Source organism: Photobacterium sp. NCIMB 13483 (assembly GCF_003025475.1).
Taxonomy (GTDB): domain Bacteria; phylum Pseudomonadota; class Gammaproteobacteria; order Enterobacterales; family Vibrionaceae; genus Photobacterium; species Photobacterium piscicola.
In genome coordinates this window covers 351,558-370,595 of the sequence record NZ_PYLV01000002.1, presented here as the reverse complement: position 1 = coordinate 370,595, position 19,038 = coordinate 351,558, and the positions used below count along the sequence as shown (strand labels likewise).

General features: G+C 37.5%; 14 protein-coding genes. 11 read left to right on the top strand and 3 right to left on the bottom strand.

The window, feature by feature from the left end; translation table 11 throughout:
* Positions 1-7: 7 nt before the first annotated feature.
* From tssH to C9I86_RS03640, 7 genes are all read left to right on the top strand, one after another.
* Positions 8-2,623: a type VI secretion system ATPase TssH gene (gene tssH / locus C9I86_RS03670; protein WP_080156133.1), complete on the top strand. Its 2,616-nt coding sequence runs from the start codon at positions 8-10 to the stop codon at positions 2,621-2,623.
* A 5-nt stretch (positions 2,624-2,628) separates the two neighbouring features.
* Positions 2,629-4,164: a sigma-54-dependent Fis family transcriptional regulator gene (locus C9I86_RS03665; protein ID WP_080156132.1), complete on the top strand. Its 1,536-nt coding sequence runs from the start codon at positions 2,629-2,631 to the stop codon at positions 4,162-4,164.
* Positions 4,134-4,835 carry a type VI secretion system-associated protein VasI gene (gene vasI, locus C9I86_RS03660; protein WP_235865779.1) on the top strand — a complete coding sequence of 234 codons (702 nt, stop codon included), beginning with the start codon at positions 4,134-4,136 and terminating at the stop codon, positions 4,833-4,835. The genes C9I86_RS03665 and vasI overlap by 31 nt, the downstream gene beginning before the upstream one ends.
* Before the next feature lie 9 nt (positions 4,836-4,844).
* The gene (gene tssA, locus C9I86_RS03655; RefSeq protein WP_107275666.1) at positions 4,845-6,296 is read left to right on the top strand and encodes a type VI secretion system protein TssA; all 1,452 of its coding nucleotides are present in this window, start codon (positions 4,845-4,847) and stop codon (positions 6,294-6,296) included.
* An 18-nt stretch (positions 6,297-6,314) separates the two neighbouring features.
* Positions 6,315-9,860 carry a type VI secretion system membrane subunit TssM gene (gene tssM / locus C9I86_RS03650; protein ID WP_107275665.1) on the top strand — a complete coding sequence of 1,182 codons (3,546 nt, stop codon included), beginning with the start codon at positions 6,315-6,317 and terminating at the stop codon, positions 9,858-9,860.
* Between the two features lie 373 nt (positions 9,861-10,233).
* Positions 10,234-11,346: an NADH:flavin oxidoreductase gene (locus C9I86_RS03645; protein WP_107275664.1), complete on the top strand. Its 1,113-nt coding sequence runs from the start codon at positions 10,234-10,236 to the stop codon at positions 11,344-11,346.
* A 272-nt stretch (positions 11,347-11,618) separates the two neighbouring features.
* Positions 11,619-12,293 (top strand): DUF3313 domain-containing protein, encoded by a 675-nt coding sequence (locus C9I86_RS03640; RefSeq protein WP_107275688.1) that lies wholly within the window; start codon positions 11,619-11,621, stop codon positions 12,291-12,293.
* Between the two features lie 69 nt (positions 12,294-12,362).
* Here the strand turns inward: C9I86_RS03640 and C9I86_RS03635 are convergent, their stop codons facing one another.
* Positions 12,363-13,496 carry a cupin domain-containing protein gene (locus C9I86_RS03635; protein WP_107275663.1) on the bottom strand — a complete coding sequence of 378 codons (1,134 nt, stop codon included), beginning with the start codon at positions 13,494-13,496 and terminating at the stop codon, positions 12,363-12,365.
* A 217-nt stretch (positions 13,497-13,713) separates the two neighbouring features.
* Positions 13,714-15,180, bottom strand: a complete 1,467-nt coding sequence (locus C9I86_RS03630; protein ID WP_107275662.1) for a C69 family dipeptidase — start codon at positions 15,178-15,180, stop codon at positions 13,714-13,716.
* Positions 15,181-15,401: 221 nt separating this feature from the next.
* On the opposite strand from C9I86_RS03630, the gene C9I86_RS03625 reads away from it, so the two are divergent.
* On the top strand, positions 15,402-16,301 hold the full coding sequence (locus C9I86_RS03625) for a DMT family transporter (protein ID WP_107275661.1): 900 nt from the start codon (positions 15,402-15,404) through the stop codon (positions 16,299-16,301).
* 70 nt (positions 16,302-16,371) lie between these two features.
* Here the strand turns inward: C9I86_RS03625 and C9I86_RS03620 are convergent, their stop codons facing one another.
* Entirely contained in the window at positions 16,372-17,493 is a 1,122-nt protein-coding gene (locus C9I86_RS03620; RefSeq protein ID WP_107275660.1) for a TDT family transporter, read from the bottom strand.
* 338 nt (positions 17,494-17,831) lie between these two features.
* Here C9I86_RS03620 and C9I86_RS03615 point away from each other — a divergent pair, with 338 nt between their 5' ends.
* The 3 genes from C9I86_RS03615 to C9I86_RS03605 all read left to right on the top strand — a co-directional run bounded on the left by C9I86_RS03615 (position 17,832) and on the right by C9I86_RS03605 (position 18,985).
* Positions 17,832-18,152: a hypothetical protein gene (locus C9I86_RS03615; RefSeq protein WP_107275659.1), complete on the top strand. Its 321-nt coding sequence runs from the start codon at positions 17,832-17,834 to the stop codon at positions 18,150-18,152.
* A 135-nt stretch (positions 18,153-18,287) separates the two neighbouring features.
* Positions 18,288-18,569 (top strand): hypothetical protein, encoded by a 282-nt coding sequence (locus C9I86_RS03610; RefSeq protein ID WP_080156124.1) that lies wholly within the window; start codon positions 18,288-18,290, stop codon positions 18,567-18,569.
* A gap of 98 nt (positions 18,570-18,667) precedes the next feature.
* Positions 18,668-18,985: a YbjQ family protein gene (locus C9I86_RS03605; protein ID WP_107275657.1), complete on the top strand. Its 318-nt coding sequence runs from the start codon at positions 18,668-18,670 to the stop codon at positions 18,983-18,985.
* The last annotated feature ends 53 nt before the right edge of the window (positions 18,986-19,038 follow it).

Here is a 19,038-nt window from a genome sequence, read left to right as displayed (position 1 = left end):
TATTACCGTGATCAGAATTGAACTTCCTGTGCTAATTAATAAATTAAATGCACAAACTAAACTTGCATTAGAACAAGCGGCAGCATTGTGTATGAGCCGTGAAAGTAATGAGGTGACTTTTGAACATTTTTTATTTTCTCTTTTAGAAAACCCATTATCTGATGTGCGAGTTTTAATAAACCATGCTGGCTTAAATAATGACATTATTAAGCAAATGTGTGGTGACGCAATGCCACATGAAATAGGTAACGATACTTATCCTTCTTTTTCACCTTTGCTGGTGGAGTTATTACAAGAAGCATGGTTACTTGCATCAACTGAAATGAATGAAGTTGAATTACGTTCAGGTATTATATTTTTAACGGCATTAATTCGTCCTGATCGTTATTTAGCCTTCAATTTAATTAAAGCGTTTGAAAATGTTAATCGTGAATCATTTCGTAAACAATTTGCGTCTTTAGTCGTGGAGTCATCAGAGACCGCTGTGATTGATTCGACGTCAGGAAAAGCGACGGCAGTTTTAGGTCATGACAATAGTACTCTTGCTCGTTTTTGTTCAAATTTCACTGAACAAGCTCGTCAAGGAAAATTAGATCCTGTGCTTTGTCGTGATAATGAAATTAATTTAATGATTGATATTTTGTGTCGTCGTCGTAAAAACAATCCAATTGTTGTGGGTGATGCAGGTGTTGGTAAAAGTGCCGTTATTGAAGGGCTTGCTTCGCGCATTGTAGCAGGAAAAGTACCAGAATCACTGCAACAAGTAGAATTATGGGCACTTGATCTAGGTTTAATGCAAGCGGGTGCTTCGGTTAAGGGTGAATTCGAAAAACGTCTAAAATCAGTATTAGATGAGGTAAAGCATTCGGCGACCCCTATCATTTTATTTATTGATGAGGCCCATACAATGATAGGGGCTGGTAATCAAGAAGGTGGTGGTGATGCTGCTAATTTACTGAAACCAGCTTTAGCTCGTGGTGAACTTTGTACGATTGCGGCGACCACATGGAAAGAATATAAGAAGTATTTTGAAAAAGATCCGGCATTAACGCGTCGTTTTCAATTAGTAAAACTGGATGAGCCAACAACAGAGCAAGCTGTTGATATTATGCGTGGTCTTCATAGTGTTTATGAAAATGCACACAATGTATTGATTAGTGATGATGCCTTACGTGCAGCGGCTGAGTTGTCAGCTCGTTATGTGTCTGGGCGTCAACTACCCGATAAAGCGATTGATGTGTTAGATACCGCTTGTGCGCGTATCGCAATTAATTTAAGTGCGCCACCACGACGTATTTCAGAAATAGAGAGCCGTTATCATCAGCGCCAGTTAGAAATAAAGATGATCCATCGCGAGCAGCAATTAGGATTATCGATAGATGAAGATCGTTTAGCTGTTTTGATTGAAACTGAAAATACAGAACAAGCTGAATGTGAGTCGTTGTATCAAGCATGGCAACAACAGAAAATACTAGTGGCTGATATTATTGAGACGCGTCGACAGGTTCTTTCTCCTGAATCAATAGCAGTAACGGATAAGCTTGAGTTATCTGCTGATGAGTTACGAAATAGGTTAGTGGATCTTTATGTTCAACTAGAGCTAATTCCACATGATGAATTGCTTATTTATCCAGAAGTAGATGCAGCGCAAATTGCCCAAGTTATTGCTGATTGGACAGGAGTACCTGTTGATCAGATGAATACCGATGAATTAACTAAAATAACTGAATTACCTCGTATTTTAGGAAAAGCGATTAAAGGGCAAGATGTGGCAATTGCAGGGATCCATCGTCATTTGTTAACTGCACGTGCTGATCTTCGTCGCCCAGGACGGCCAAAAGGGGCTTTTTTATTAGTTGGTCCTAGTGGCGTCGGTAAAACAGAAACAGTGATACAACTAGCAGAGCAACTGTATGGTGGGCAACAATTCTTAACTACTATCAATATGTCAGAATACCAGGAAAAGCACACTGTTTCTCGCTTAATTGGCTCTCCTCCTGGTTATGTCGGTTTTGGTGAAGGTGGTGTTCTAACTGAAGCTATGCGAAAAAAGCCATATTCAATAGTGTTGCTTGATGAAGTTGAAAAAGCGCACCCTGAAGTGTTGAATTTATTTTATCAAGCTTTTGATAAAGGCGAATTAGCGGATGGTGAAGGTCGTATTATTGATTGTCAAAATATTGTGTTTTTCTTAACCTCAAACCTTGGTTATCAAACGATAGTCGATTATGCCGCTCGTCCTGAGCTATTAGAAGAGCAAATATATCCAGAATTAGCAGCTTTTTTTAAGCCTGCATTATTAGCTCGTATGGAAGTCGTGCCATATTTACCACTTAATAAAGAGGTGTTGGAACAGATTGTCCGCGGTAAGTTATCACGATTAGAGAAGTTATTAACAACGCGTTATAAAGCTGAGGTGATCATTGAGCCTTGTCTAATTGAAGAGATTTTACGTCGGGCGACACGTGCAGAAAATGGTGCGCGTATGTTAGAAGCCATTATTGAAGGTCAAATGTTACCACCCGTTTCTTTAGCCTTATTGAATCGACTTGCGCACCGTGAGGCCATTAACCGTATTCGTTTAACGGTTGAAAATGGGCAGTTCAGTGGCGAAGTGGAGTAATTGTTATGCAACAATGGCTTCATTACATATCTGCATTAATTAGCTATCGAGATAGAGCAAAGCTGACTGAGTTTTATAACACTGCCTTAAAACAGGAATTAGCGTTAACGGCTAGCTATATTGTTTATCCAACAGAGGATGGTCGAGCCTTATCTGTTTCTGATAATACAGATTGGGTGTGGGATGTTAATGATTTTGATCATCCATTTTCTCATGTCTTACAACAAGCATCATTGATTTTACTTGATCATAATCGGTTGGTTTATTGGCAACAGAATAAAGCATTTAAGCAATTAGCTGAACTGGTTGATATTAATAGTAGTTTATTAATTGCACCATTATTTAATAGTCATAAACAAATTGCTGCAATTCAAGTATTGATCGGTAAGCAAGATATTATTAATGGATTATTGACAGACGACAATTGGCACGAGTTTAGTGATGCTTTTGTGGCGCAGTGGATGTTACTCAAAGATATGGATATGCAAAATTCGCATAAACAACAATTGAGTGATTCTATTGTACGGTTAAAAGCGCAGCAACAGGAAAAAAATGCTTGGTTAGATATGGCATGTAAGTTGATTGGAAATAGTGCTGTTATGGAACAGCTGCGAGAGCAGATAGCAATGGCTGCTAGTTCTAATCTTACGGTATTTATTCAGGGAGAAACTGGTTCAGGTAAAGAACTGGTAGCAAAAGCAGTACATAGTTTGTCATCTCGTCGTAATAAATCTTTTGTAGCTATTAATTGCGCTGCAATACCAGAGAATCTACTTGAAAGTGAATTATTTGGTTATGAGAAAGGCGCATTCACTGGTGCATTGACTAGCCGTAAGGGATTGATTGCTCAAGCTGATGGTGGTTCATTGTTTCTCGATGAGATGGGTGAGTTGCCCTTAGCTTTGCAAGCTAAATTATTACGTGTATTGGAAACGTGTCAGTACCGCCCATTAGGATCGAATAAAGAACAATCTTCTAACTTTCGTTTAATTGCTGCAACCCATGTTAATTTACGTCAAAGCGTGAATGACGGCGGCTTTAGGCAAGATCTTTATTATCGTATATACCAATATCCATTATTGGTACCAAATTTAAATAGTCGATTAAATGATATTGATGAATTAACAACTTATTTTATTCGCCAATATAACGATCGTGAACAACGCAATATTTTAGGCTTGTCACTTTCGGCACTTAATAAACTTAAAAGTCTGGATTATCCGGGCAATGTCCGTGAATTACGGTCATTAATTGAATTTGCTTGTGTGCAAACTCAATGTGGAGTGTTGATTGAAAAGTCAGCATTTACCACCAAGCTTCCATTGGGTATAAAAATGGAAGTGGAGAAGCTTGTTACTAATGATAATGATTTTTCAATGATTAATGATTTACGTACCGCTTTAGAAGTTTACGAAAAAGCCATTATTCGCAATCGATTAGAACAATACAATGGTGATCGTGCCAAAGCTGCGGCAAGTTTAGGTTTACCTAAACGAACATTGGCACATAAATGTCAAAAATTGGAGATCCAGATCAGATGATAATGAAATGGATAGTACTATCGCTAAGTTTGGCTTTCGTACCCAGTTTAGTGGTTGCGCAACCAAATCTATTGACTACGTTAGAGCAGGCTCAACAATGCCGAGATATTGAATCAAAGCTTGAAAGACTACACTGTTTTGATAGTGTTTTAAATACGCCAGTAATATCTAACTTATTGATAGGTAATGAGGTTGTTCAGTACCCTCCATCATGGATACGAGCTGTTAATAGTGAAAAAAATCGTGGAGAAAAAGAAGGATTTATTTTAAATCAGCAAGATGAAGGGAATGACTTTTCACGTATGTGGTTAACTGTAACTGCAATAAATGTTTCGTCACAATCTAAGACTCAATTGGCTCCAATTTTGATGTTATCTTGTTTTGAAAAAATAACTCGTATTCAATTAATTTTACCGCACCCAATTAAAGCGGGAAAAGTTACTGTATCAATCCCTGGTTCTCCTGTTGTAACGCAAGATTGGATCAGTGATGACAGTGGTTATTTATTGCGTTCTGGCCGTGGAATACCCGCAATTGATGCAATAAAGGCGATGATTTCTGCTCCACAATTGATATTACGCTCAGATATAGCCGGTATTGATAATGTAGAGTTTGATAATAAAAATCTTGCTGAGGCGATTAAGCCAATGCGAGAAATTTGTCGTTGGTAGGAGTATTAAATGTCAATGACAAGTTTTAGAGAGCAACTGCTTACTCCAATAATGGCAGACAATCCTGTTGGTGAGCGCTTGAAAGATGATCCTCAGCTAAATTTTATTGATAGTCAGATGATGAAAGTTGGCTCCCTCGCTCATGGCGAAGTGCAATGGGAAAAAGTTGAAAAGAGTGCCGTAAATTTACTCTCAACAAAATCGAAAGATATCAAATTACTGACAGTGTTAATACAGTGCCTGCAATATAAACCTACGCCTGAACGCTTCACTTTATCTATTGGTGTGTTGGTCGATTTTATCTCGTGTTTTTGGCTTGAATGTCAGCCAAGACCAGGTGAACGTGGTGCTGTTCACCGTAAAAAGTTTTTTAATCAAATTTGTCAGCGAACATATGTTGCTGCCGATAAGTTAGATAGTAGTCTGTTTGATACTGAACTTAAAATAGAATTAGAAACATTATTACAAGATCTCTATCTGCATGCCGAAAAGCTGATGTTACCAGTAGACGTTGTTGATGATATTAATGCACGTTTACACCATAAATTAGAAAAAGTTAATAGTACCCATAAATTTGAAACGCCAAAAGCAATTTTAAATTCAGGGTTAGATTTATCTAATAATATGATGGCAGCTTCGAATTTAATATCAGAGATATCCGCACCAATCCCGAATTTAGATATCGATAGTAGTAATGATCGTAATTTCAAAATATCACTTTTGAAAGCGGTTGAGTGCCTTTCTGATCTTGGTTGTGACGGAGTGATGCTAAGTATTCGTATTCGCCGTTTTGCAATGTGGTATTCAATCCAGAGTTTACCTGATGCTAATGTTAATGGAGAAACACAGTTAATGCCTGTTTTATTGGATCGTATTAGCGATTATGAAGAAGGCTTACAGCGCGGAGCTGATATTGAATTGTGGCGCCGAGTCGAAGAAAGTTTAACTAAAGCCCCTTATTGGTTAGATGGACATTTTTTAAGTTATCGCATAGCAACAGCGTTAGGAAAAGATTCATGGTCTTCGATTATTAAAGATGAATTACAACACTTTATGCAACGATTACCAGCATTGAAAGCTTATTCATTTAAAGGAGGTGTTCCATTTATTAGCGAGATGACCTTGAAGTGGTTAGATACCTCTGTCGGTGATTTCAATCTTGCAGAAGTTAACCAAATCGGTTGTTGGAATGATAAACGTAATGAAGCACTTGTACTCGCACAAGAAGAGGGAATTGCACCTTCTCTTAAAATGCTTAATGAGGGGTTATCACAAGCGACAGAACCACGTGATGCCTTTTATTGGCGGCTATTATCAGCCGATGTGATGAAGGCTAATTCATTGACTGCAATGGCAGCAGAGCAATATCAGACTTTACATCATCAAGTAAATGCAATGTCGGTTACAGAATGGGAACCCGCATTAATTAAACAAATTGAAAATAATATTGCAGCAGAATAACCACAGGGAAAATATAAAATGTGGAATTTAATAAGATCAATCGGCTTCAGGCTTGCTTCAAGTTTTAAAACATCATTACCTGTGATTATGTTAGCAACATTTATTCTAATAAATGTTGCTATCTGGTGGGCGGGACCTTGGTTAGACATTGAAGGTCAGCAACCTTTAACGACAGTCACATCTCGTGTTGTCTTGAGCATTATTTTTTCGTTGTGTTGTTTTACGGTATGGGGCTTGATGCAATGGCATAGTTTACAACGTATAAATAAAGATAAAGCACACGAAGAGAGATTAGTTGAAGATCCTATTAAACGGTTAGAAGAGCGTCAGCAGATTGAACTTAACCAAGTTATGGGTGAGCTAAAACAAAATTTAAATAAACGTAACTATCTATATAGTTTGCCTTGGTATTTGGTATTAGGGTTAGAAAATGCAGGTAAAACAAGCCTGATTAATCGTTCTAACCAGAATTTTGTATTTTCTAGTGTCATGCGTGCATCAGGGAAGAAAAGTGAAAATCCGTATTCTTTTGATTGGTGGATTGGTGATGATGCGGTATTGATTGATCCTGATGGTGAATTATTGACGCAACGACAGAATGAAGAGAATAATGATGGAGAAATGGAACGACGTTTATGGCTTAACTTCGTTAATTGGCTAGATAAAACGCGGTCACAACGACCATTAAATGGCGTTGTTATTGCTCTTGATATTGAGCATCTTGCGAGTTCAACTGTTGCTGAGCGTCGTGCATACGCTAATTTATTACGTGCTCGATTACGTGAGTTGATGGAAATATTATCAACACGAATGCCCGTATATATTGCATTGACTAAATTAGATCTGTTGCATGGTTTTGAACCTTATTTCCGTAGTTATACTCAAAGTCAACGTGAAGAGGTAATGGGATTTACTTTTTCACTGAATACTGTAAAAGATTTCGATTATTGGCTAACTGAATTTGACCAAGATTATATTCAATTTATTGAACGTATTAATGATTCTTTACCTTTGGTATTGCGCCATGCTGTTGGTGCTGAAGATCGTACGGCTATTTATAGCTTTTCTCGCCAAGTTGCAGGGTTGCATGATGTCTTAAAGCAGTTACTAGAAGATGCTTTTGCAAGTGATCAATTTTCAACACCGGCGTTAATTCGTGGTATTTACTTTATGTCTGTCTATCAGCAAGGAGTACCAACGGATGCATTTGTTGATGCCGCATCTCGTCGTTACGGTTTATCAAATACAATTAATAGTGCGCAACACTCTAAAAACTCAACTACTTTTTTTGTAAAAAAACTTTTTAATGAGATTATTTATCCAGAAGCGGGTATTGCATCTGACAGTTTACGTGTTATCAGACATAAAACAAAAGTACTCTGGATGTCAGTATTAGCATGCAGTATTGCATCTGTATTATTGATAGGTGGATGGCAGCGTTATTATACTCAGAATATTGCTCATGAAAATGCAGTACTGAGTCAAGTTAATCAATTTAAAAATGAATATTCAAACGTTAAGTTGATGCGTTCAGAGCAAGAGTTATTAGCATCATTAAATTCAATTCGTCAAGCAACACTAGAGTTTGGTGTATTTCAAGATAAACCGAAGTTTGTGTCTGATATGGGTCTCTATCAAGGGCATAAGATTGGACCAAAAGTTGAAGAAACCTATTTAGGACTATTACAACTTAAATTCTTGCCTTCATTAATGAAACAACTTGCTGTCGATATTAATGATGCTAATTCAGAGCAACAAGAGTTATCAGCATTGCGAGTATTTCGAATGTTAACTGATCGTAGTGGGCGACAGGATGATGTTGTAAGGCGATATTTTTCAAAGGTTTGGCAGCATACTTTTCCTAATGATGCTAAAACTCAAGAACAATTACTGGCGCATTTAAATTATTCATTAGAGTACACTGATCTTCAAGGCCTTCGTAATGATGGTAATAGAAATGCAATTTTAGTTATGAAGCCATACGATAATTTAATTGAAGGAACTCAACAAGATCTTAGTTCTGTAGACTTAGCTGATCGTGTTTATGACAATTTAAAGCATACAGCAGAGCAAGAGCTTGGTGCTCCTTTAAATATTAAAAAATCGGTTGGGCCAGTGTTTGAAATTGTGTTTGGCCAGCGTATAGAAGATGATGCTCTAAACATTCCACAGTTATTGACTAAAAAAGGCTTTAATAGCTATTTTTTACCTAAAGTTGAGTCATTGTCTGATGTTGCGCTTGTTGATAGTTGGGTTTTAGGTGAGTCAACCGTCGCTAAATTTAGTGCTGAAGATAAACAAGTGTTACGCCAGAAAATTCGTGATTTGTATGTTGATGATTATGTGAATACATGGCAATTAGCATTAAATAATATTGAAATTAAATATTTTTCAGACATTAATGACGCTGTAACTATTTTGAGTAATATAGTTGGACATAAGCAACCAATAGAGCGCTTTATTAAAACTGTTGATATAAATACGCAGTTATTTCCAACATTACCTGAAAATGATAAAGCGCGTTTGGCGTTAATGACGTCACCGCAATATCAAGTAGCGTCAATGATCGCAACCCCGTTTACTGATATAGATTTAATATTAGATAACAATGATAAACAGCCTGCGTATTTACAAGAAGTGATGACCTCAATACAGCAACTTTATCATTATATGAAAGCGATTCAAGATGCACCGGATAGGGGTAAAGCAGCTTTAGATGCAACAAAAGATAGGCTTGCGTTAAAAGACAATGATCCTATTTATACACTTCAACAAATAGCAACTAATTTACCCAAGCCACTTGATAATTTAGTTAAAGAAATCGCAGAAGAAAGTTGGTATGTGGTTAAACAAGAAGCGATTAAGTATGTTGAAGTACGCTGGCAAAGTGATGTGTATAAGGAATACCAACAAAAGTTAATGTCTCGCTATCCATTTAATAATAATACATCGAAAGATGTCTCGTTAAAGGATTTTGAAGCTTTCTTTGCACCTAATGGTACATTGGATAATTTTTATAATAATGAGCTGAAATTATTCATTGATGACAAGCTCTCAATGGATATGAATAGTACTAATAAGTCATCCTTATTACGTAATGATGTATTGAAGCAATTTGCCAATGCGAAAAAGATTCAGCAAGCATTTTTTAATCGTAAAGGAATCTTGGATGTTGAATTTACACTTGAACCTATTAATTTAAGTGCTAACCAACGTCGTAGCGTTATTAATGTTGATGGACAATATATTGAATATAGTCATGGTTCTCGTCGGCCAGTAGAACTCATTTGGCCCAATACATTACGGGATTCTTCGATATCTAAATTATCATTAGTACCAGCATCGGTGAATTTATCACCGCGAGCTATTACGATTCAAGGGCCATGGGCATTTTTCCGTCTTCTTGAGCAAGGGCAGGTTGTAAGTGCGAGTGAAACAAGTATTGATTATAGATTTTCGATCAACGGCGGCAATGTTGTTTACCGTCTAAATACGGAAGAGGACGCTAATCCATTTACATCATCATTATTTAAGAACTTTAAATTGAGTAAGACACTTTATTAATTAAGTATCTATTTTAGATCTTAAAGTTACTGATTTATTAATGATAGAAGAAGCTGCCTTGTGCAGCTTTTTCTCTATATATTCTTAGGTAAAATATTACGATAATTTTTAGTTTAATTTTAACATCATAATCAACAAGTATGTTTGAGTGTTATAGCATATTAAATTATCAGGATGGCTGGAGATCATAGTCGATACAACTGACATTATCTTAATCCAGATTAAAGATTTTTAGATGTAGTCACGGTATTATTCATGTCAGCTTAGCGTTTATGATAACAACACATAAAAAAGAACAGCTCAATAATGCTGTTCTTTTTGTTTTTATGGCGTTGGTGAAAATAAGACGACATGATATTTAAGAGGACGTGATTTGAGTACTTTATTTACAGAAGCCCGTATTGGCAACATGGCATTAAAAAACCGCTTTGTTCGTAGTGCAACATGGGAAAATATGGCAACAGAAGATGGCCATATGACCGATAAGCTTTATGCTATTTATGAAGAGCTTGCACAAGGTGAAGTAGGGCTGATCGTAACGGGTTATGCAAATATTGTCGCAGAAGAAAAACCCAATGCTGGCATGATGGGGATGTATAACGACTCGTTTATCGAAGAATATCAAAAACTGACAGATCTTGTTCATCAATACGATTCTAAAATCGTGATGCAACTGGCCTATGGCGGCACTAAAACCACTTACAACCTTGGTGAGCGGGTGATCTTTGCTCCTAGTGCAGTGTGCGAGAAAGGCACTCAAACATTAGGCCAGACTATGACTCAAGCTGACATTGATTATATTGTTGAAGCTTTTGCGTTAGCGACTAAACGCGCTCAAGATTCGGGTTTTGATGGTGTTGAAATTCATGCGGCACATACTTATCTAATTAACCAGTTTCTAAGCCCGTATTATAATCAACGTGATGATCAGTATGGCGGTAGCCTTGATAATCGTATGCGCTTTCTATTAGAAATTTACGCGAAAATTAGAACGCTAGTCGGCGATGATTTTCCGATTTTGGTGAAATTAACTGCCTCTGAATTCTTTGATGGTGGACTAACGTTTGCTGATACGCGTCTTATTTGTAAAAAGCTAGCAGTGGTTGGTGTGGATGCGATTATTATTTCAGGTAACGTGCATGGCAAGGCTGACACTATGGTGGGCGAGTCTTACGACGGTTATACCATTGAAGCTGAAGGTTACTTCCACCAATACGGTGATGTGATCAGCCAAGATGTTGATGTGCCAGTGATTACTGTTGGTGGCTTAAGTGAGTTTGATGCTATTGAAGCGATGGCGAATAATACAGGTATTGAATTTTTCGCATTATCACGCCCATTACTGTCTGAACCTAAGTTAATTAAACGTTGGTTAGAGGGGTATAAGGCTGACGTTGAATGTGAACGTTGTTCAAAGTGCCGTACTCGTCGTGGTAATTTCTGTGTGACAAATAAAACCCGCAAAGCAGAATTAGCCCGCTTATAACTAATGATTTCATTTGAATAACTAAAAAGAGCTAACCTATGTGTTAGCTTTTTTTTACTGGTATTATTGGATGCGTTTGGTTGAAGAGATAACCTAAAATGAATATTTGTGAACGTTTGGTGTTATTTATCATTAACAGAGATCCTCACAAATTATTTTCATTTTGAGCCGCTCAATCAACAGAGATCAGTACTATTACCTTTGCATCATGTTGATTATTAATTTATAGTATGGAGTACTGTATTTTCACTACATGGATGCAAGGTGAAGCAATGAAAAGCAATATTTGGTTATTAATGCTCGTTATTTTAGGTGTAGGTGGTTGTGCTAATAATCACCAAATAGTGAAACCAAAGACATTTACAACCTTTGAAGATTTTCGCCAAGGCCCAAAGGATGGGGTTGATTTAGTGTGGGCACAACGGGGTATATTTAATCAGCGTTCACTGCAACGTAAAATAGCGCAGTACGATAATATTATTTATGATCAGGTGTATATCGTGCTTGATAAAGAAAAAAGTGATCACTTATCAGAAGCTGACATTATTATGATAAAAGATTACTTTATCAATCAGTTAAAATCGCTAAATACAAAGCTAACCGTTGTTGAAAAGCCACAACCTAAAACATTACGGGTGACGATTGCGATCACCAATGTGCAAACACCTAATCCTATTTTAGCGATCACAAGTAGCGTATTACCTGTAGGGTTGGGGATCTCAACCATTTCAAAAGTGCTTACAGGTGAGCATACCAATGTTGGTTCAGCGTCAATGGAAATATTGATCAGTGATGCGACAACTGGTGAGCCAATTATGGCGGCGATTGATCGTAAAAGCGGCAATAAAGACTTGAGTACGATGATTGATTCTTCTGATGATATTAAAGATGCAATTAATTGGTGGGTAAAGCGATTATCTCTGACTCTGGCACAATATAAACAGTAATTGTCTAATATAAACAATAATAAAAGAGCGGCGATTAACATTCATTAATAGCCGCTTTTTTTAATTTAGTTATTCAACAGGATACCAATAACCAATATTAATTAGCTGGGTTAACATTGCTAAAAATGCTGGGTTATCAAGTTGTTCGCCTAATTGTGCATGAGTGATTTGTTCTTCATCACACAATAATTTAGCGGCATCAGCACACTCTGGCGGTAATTGATATTGCTCGCCATTAATATAAACAATATGAGCTTGGTCGGGATGATAAAACGCACGTAAACCACCAATACGTTTAAATGCTTCACCGTCTTCTAAGAACTGATAAGTCTCGTTATTTTGCCATGGCGGCTCAGATGCCATTACATCAAGTTCATGACGATTTTGTGTTAGATGCTCACCTAACCATTGTTTTAATAATTGTGGGTGATCCAGCACACTACGCATCATGTTTTCTAGATCTTTGGCTTCTTCTGCCAAAATAGCACCGTTGTTAGCACGAGCTGGTAATGCTGGATTATGGTAGTGCACATCACCAATATCATTCGCAATCACAAAGTCGGCATAACTGCTCAATAGTTCTTGTTTCTTTGGTGAACGGAAGCCTACGGAAAAACTCATTGATGTTTCAATTGCGTAGCCATCATGCGGGAAACCAGGCGGAATATATAAAATATCACCAGGTTCTAAAATATCGTCAATAATTGGCTCAAAACCTTTTATCTGACGTAATGCAGGATGACGACATTCTTCTTCGTAATCGTCTTTTTTAGGGCCTACGCGCCAATGACGCTTACCTGAACCTTGAGTAATGAATACATCATATTGATCGATATGAGGGCCAACACCACCGCCAGGGGTTGAGTAGCTGATCATTAGATCGTCTAGTAACCAACCGGGTAACTGACGAAATGGAGTGATCAGTTGCGCAGCACCTTCATGCCAATGGTTTGCCGCTTGAACAATGAATGACCAATTATCTGCGGGTGTATCATCAAAAGTCAGCGGTCCATGACGCACATCCCAAGTGTCGGCTAATTTAGCGATATAACGCGAATCAACTTCTTCTTCCATTGCCAGTCCAGCGAGTTCATCTGCTGAAATAGGATCGACAAAGTTTTTAAAACCGCCTTTGATAATGGTGGGTTTCTTTTGCCAAAACTCGGCAAGAAATTCTTCAAATGAAAACGTCAATTGGTACATATTATTCTATTTATTGTTGAGCTGGATGGTGATTATAACGTAATCCGTTAGTGGGGATATGATTTGTTTTTGATGGGGGCGCGGGTGGGGAAGATTAAGATCAAGCATGAGCCCTTGCTGAATGTAACAAAAAAGCGCCAACAATGACGCTTTTAAAGGTTAAATAAGTACTAAGGTTTAATGCAATTTCAAACTATACATTAGGTTACGTTTCAGGTTATGCCCCTGCGAAGTGTGACGCCATATCTGCTTTTTGAGTTAGTGTGGTAAACAATTCATTGGTAACTTTTAATGCATTATCTGTGGCAGTTTTTTCAAATTTATTAATTAAAGCTGTCGCTTGTTCTGGATGCTGCTTATAAAGGCTAAGGTATTTTTGTTCCATTATTTTCTGAGCAATAGCAGTATCAGTTTCGTATTTATCGTAGGCAGCACGAATAATAGGTTCGTTTTGTTTCCAATTCGCCATACCTAAGGTTTGTAGTTTACGCATATCCCAGAAGATAGAACCATTACTCGCGACATCTGTACCGATATCATAACCATATGGAATTTCAGTGGTTCCTTGATAGAAAGGAATGTAAACCCCAAGCGCAGTCATACCCAGGTTAATGTATTCTGTTTCACCAATCGCAATCGGTAGGTTTGGACGTACTTCAATGATATGTGATTCAGCACAACGGAATACCGAAATTGGACGATAGTGACCGAGTGGATCCGCATTTTCATATGGGTCCATCGCAGTGCCTTGATAATGATTACGCATAATTTCTTCCACTTTTTGAAGGGAGATTTTATGTGTCGGTGTTAAGAATACAGGGTAGTTTGGTTGGTCGCGATCAATTTGTGTTTTAAGGCTTGGGTTTAGAATATGTTGTGCAATCCATACGCGAGGGTAGTTATAAGTGATATTTTCTTGGCCGCCAGTGGTGGCATAAGCATCATGGAAATCAAAAGGTTGATTAGCTTTTGCAACATACAAACCATGTTGTTCAGCAAAAGAAACTAATGTTGGAGAGGCGAGATAATCACTGTTATTCGGTAGATATTGTTTTAAACGTGATTGGTTACCTGAAATGAAATAAGCATCTTTAGGAATTTTACGTGCCATCCATTGATGACCACTGCCTGTTTCTAAATACCAAATTCCGGTTTTATCAATAAATCCAACCCCAAAGCCTTGTGATGCTCCTCGCTCTTCAATGATTTTACCTAGTAACTCAACGCCTTCTTTAGCACTGTGAATACGAGGTAAAATCACATTTTCGATTGAATCTTCATTAATACCATTTTTAACATTATAAGGGTCGACGGCCAGTGCGGCTTTTCGGTTAGTCAGACTTTCGGTCGATGTAATCCCTACACCTGCTGAGTTTAAACCCACTTCACCCATGGTTTTATCATGAGTATCCCAATCCTGCATTGATGTATAAGCCAATGACACTTTAGGGTAAGGATAAGTAAAACCATCAGTATTGGAATGGAATTCGCCTTTTTGATTTACTGCATGGGGGTGAAGAACAAAGTGTTTCGCCCAGATTGCTTTATAGTCTTCATTACGTGCCATGTAATAGGCACCATTGGTTGAAGCTTGATCACCAACAAGCAGAGTGGTACACGCACTTGCCGCTTGAGTACCAAGTAAACTGGCAATTGCACATGCTAATAAAGGTAGTTTTTTCATGGTCGTTAATTAAGTTTATAAAATTGATTTTTATTTTATGCTTGTTGGAATAAATGACCATATCAGTAATGACAATCTCATCTTGTTAATTTTCAGTTCATTTTTCAGCCGTAAGCACCAATATAATAATTCAAATCATAAAAGGTGGTGAGTGATATAACACTTGCGAGGTTGAGGTTTATTTTCATAAAATGGTCGTTTATGTTAATGAACTGCTTCCTATGCCCAATTTTTCTTTGAATAAAATACCTGTTGGCGTCAGATATATGCTGATGTCAGCGTTTGCCTTTGCATTAATGTCGAGCTGTGTGAAATTAGTCCATACTTATGGTATTCCGGTGTTTGAAATTGTTGCTGCGCGTGCAGTGGTATCATTGCTGATTAGCTACGCTGATGTTAAACGTAAACGGATTGATATCTGGGGTAATAATCGCAAGCTATTACTCACCCGTGGTATTACAGGTTCATTGTCATTAATTTGTGTATATTATGCGGTCTCAACGCTACCTTTAGCCGAAGCAACCATTTTACAGTACCTTAATCCTGTTTTTACGGCGGTGTTAGCGATCCTTTTCCTTAAAGAAAAAATCCATATAAGTACCATTATTTGTATATTGTGCTCAATTATGGGGTTATTACTGATGGTGGGGCCAGGACTGACGTTAGATCATGTTCAGCAGTTACCATTATTTAGTATTGGTATTGCACTGCTAGGGGCATTTGGTAGTGGGGTGTCTTATATTATTGTGAAGCGGTTGAGTAGCACGGAAGATAGTTCGGTAATTATTCTTTATTTCCCATTGATTGCATTACCATTATCGGTGCTATTACTGGGCGATGATTTTGTTATGCCAACTACAGAGGCGATGTTCTTATTACTTTTCGTGGGTATTTTTACCCAGTTTGGTCAAGTGGGCTTAACCAAAGCGATGAAAGTAGAAGTGGCAAGTAAAGCAACCGCGTATTCTTATATTCAAGTGGTGTTCTCGATCATTTTAGGTTGGTTAGTCTTTAGTGAAGTGCCGTCAGCATGGACGTTAGCGGGAGGAACGATGATAGTTATAGGTGCATTAGTGAATGTTATTGGAAGCTTACGTGCTAATAAAGTAACGGCAGCCTAAGTTCCTGTTGTTCAAATAATCCTGTGATATGTAATTAATAACCATTAAATATCACAGGATGTACTGACTATCAGTTATTGCCTTTTTTCGATTTAATATGCACTACAGCGGTTGGATTATTAAAAATCTTACCGTGTTTAAAGCCTTTGCATGTTCCTAAAGCAGCGGTGACCCATGCTAAAATCAAGAAGGCGAACAGAATAATTGACGCCCATTGAAAAGCAGGTAAACCAGTATGAAGTGCTAATTGTGTTGTGCCTGTTACACATGTACCTACGGGGAAGGTAAAAGCCCACCATGTTAATGCAAATGGCATTTTACGGCGCATAGCACGTAGGGTTAATAATGCTGCGACACAGAACCATAACATAGCAAAGCCCCAAATAGGCACGCCATATAAAATTGCCATCACATTCATTGCACTCGCAATAGGCTCATTGACAGTAAACATCGCCGCTGTACCCAGACAACCCGCCGCAGTAATTGATTGACCTAGAGGTCCTAATACAATCCATAGCGTTGGCACACGAGCACTACCTGACGTACCTGCATGTGCTAAACGGCTCCAGATCAAAGTAATAATAATTACTGACGCCATTAAGCTCATACCGAAACAGGCATACATGCCATAAAGTAAGCTTTGTTGTGCTGCAGAATGCGCCATGTGGGATAAGAACATTGAGCCAATAGTCGCTGATACCATTGGCGGAACAACGGGCATTAACCACCCCCCAAAAGCGGCATCGTCATGAACTTCATTATGAGTAAATAAACGGTAAGGAATAATAATGGCCGTGATAATGCCGCTGATAGTACCAATCCAAAAGAGTGGCCAAGCAATATTTAGGGCTAGATGTTGTCCGAAAAGGTGAGGGCCTAATAATAACGTACCGCCAGCAACGGTGAGAAATGCCATCGGTGGTGCACCAAAGAATTGGGACATCACTGGATCGTTAAATTGACGTTTAATGATATGGGGTTTAGAAATTGTTTGGTAAGTTTTTACGATAGTCATAACGATCAGCATTGCAAAAGCAATTAACCAAACGACGGTTGCAAATCCTACTAAGTCTTTGCCTATAAAAGGTAAACCTACAGCTGCATTGGCGATAATACCAGTGCCCATAACGGATGCAAACCAATTAGGTCCCATCTCTTTTTGTAGCTCGATTTGTTGTTTATTTGTGGACATAAATATACTTTTTAATGAAAGTGTCATTGATTAATAGCGTATAGGATTTATCTTTTTAGATGAGATATGACATTACCTCTATCTTTAAATATCGATATAAAGATCAACTACAGCAGTTGTATTGTTATGTTTATTCAACGATATATAAACTATAGCGCTATTTTTTATTTTGTAAATTTGAATATAAATAAAGATAGGTTAAGTTTAACTTAAAGTCTGTGGTTGTTTTTGCATACTTATAAATTGATATTTTGTTATTTTTTGTATTTAAAGTTCCTTATGATAGTAAACATGATGCGCTCTATACTCTGAGTTAATAATAAAAGTAGGCCAAGATAATGATTAAAATAAACAATGAAAACTATTGTGGTGAGATTAATATTGATTCAAAAATAACAGGTTATGGGGAAGTACAAGGTTATTCATGGTGCTTATCATCAACCTCGACCACTATTGTTATAGAGATCGCTGAAGATCAATCGATAGACAGTAAAAGCTTGCCACTTGTGGGTTATGGCTGTGGTGGTTGGGTTTATGAGCAGCCATTAACTAAAAATGAGAATGATATCTTAGCCATAATAAATACTGCAATGATGTTATTCCGTGATAATAAAATGACTTATCTTCCGACTGTAACATGCAGTTGTAGCGATTTATAAAAACAACTGCTTATTTATTAAATTTATAGCGTTATTATTTTTTGTGCGATAAATCAAAATAGTGTAGTGAAAGATACGTTTTTAGTGATGAAAATATGCTATTAATGAATAATCAATGATAGCAGTGAATATGTGATGGCTAAATATCAGTTTTTTTGTTTACCGCATTCAAATCGCGAGAAATTTACCTATTTAGATATGGCGGATAAGCAATTTATAACGCAGAAACAACAATTATTGGCAGCCGGGTTTGAGATTGAGGATGATGTGATTTTTGCTGACACTAGCGCAGAAGCGGTTGCGCATTTTAAGTCTAACTTTATTTATGTAATGGAAGAATACAATAACTCTAATGTTATTACAGCCATGATTAACTTGCTTATCTGTGGGTATAAGGCCATCACTAACAAGAGATAATATTATGCTCAATCAGTACAAAATAGGTGGTGATTGAGCATGATCGTGTATTTTATTGATGAATATTGAGTGCGTGATTTTAAGAGGAGTTTCACAAAATGATTTTTTCAACAACTGAAACCGTTCCTGGGCATGAGATTACCGCTATACTGGGTGTAGTTACGGGTAATGTTGTGCAATCAAAGCATATCGGCCGTGACATTATGGCAGGTTTAAAAACGATTATTGGTGGTGAGCTGAAAGGATATACCGAGATGTTTAATGAAGCTCGTAGCCAAGCGATGACACGGTTAGAAGAGGATGCCGCAGCATTAGGTGCAGATGCTGTTGTCGGTATTCGCTTTACAACCAGTGCAATCATGGACGGTTCGTGTGAACTATTAGCATTTGGTACAGCAGTAACATTGCAACCATAATAATAAAACAACCATTGTAGGCTAATTATTTAAGGATGAATAATGACTCGGAG